We start from the raw sequence: 401 nt of genomic DNA on the forward strand, positions 1-401 counted from the left end.
CCAGAACTTTATGATCGAACTATCGTCTTAAATGGCGTATCCAAAGCCTATGCCATGACAGGGTGGCGTATAGGTTATGCTGCAGGCCCAGCTTCATTAGTCAATGCTATGAAAACGATTCAATCTCAATCCACATCCAACCATGTTCCATAGCACAAAGAGCTGCTGTCGCAGCTTTGAATGGGAGCAGCGATAGCATTGAAGAAATGGTAAATGCCTTTCATCAAAGACACGATTACGTGGCTGATAGATTACAAAGTATTGATGGCATAGAAGTAATCCCAGCCGATGGCACTTTTTACATTTTCCAAGTGTGCAAGCTATTATAGAAAAACGTGGTTATGCCAATGACATCGAATTTTCCGAAAAATTATTGAAAGAAGTAGGAGTAGCCTTAGTCC

General features: G+C 41.4%; 1 protein-coding gene. It reads left to right on the forward strand.

Annotated elements, in window-relative coordinates; all coding sequences use genetic code 11:
• Window positions 1–62: 62 nt before the first annotated feature.
• On the forward strand, window positions 63–329 hold the full coding sequence (locus OK13_RS13755; RefSeq protein WP_420911434.1) for an aminotransferase class I/II-fold pyridoxal phosphate-dependent enzyme: 267 nt from the start codon (window positions 63–65) through the stop codon (window positions 327–329).
• Window positions 330–401 lie beyond the last annotated feature (72 nt).

It is taken from the genome of Legionella norrlandica (assembly GCF_000770585.1).
In the GTDB taxonomy this organism is placed as follows: Bacteria; Pseudomonadota; Gammaproteobacteria; order Legionellales; family Legionellaceae; genus Legionella; species Legionella norrlandica.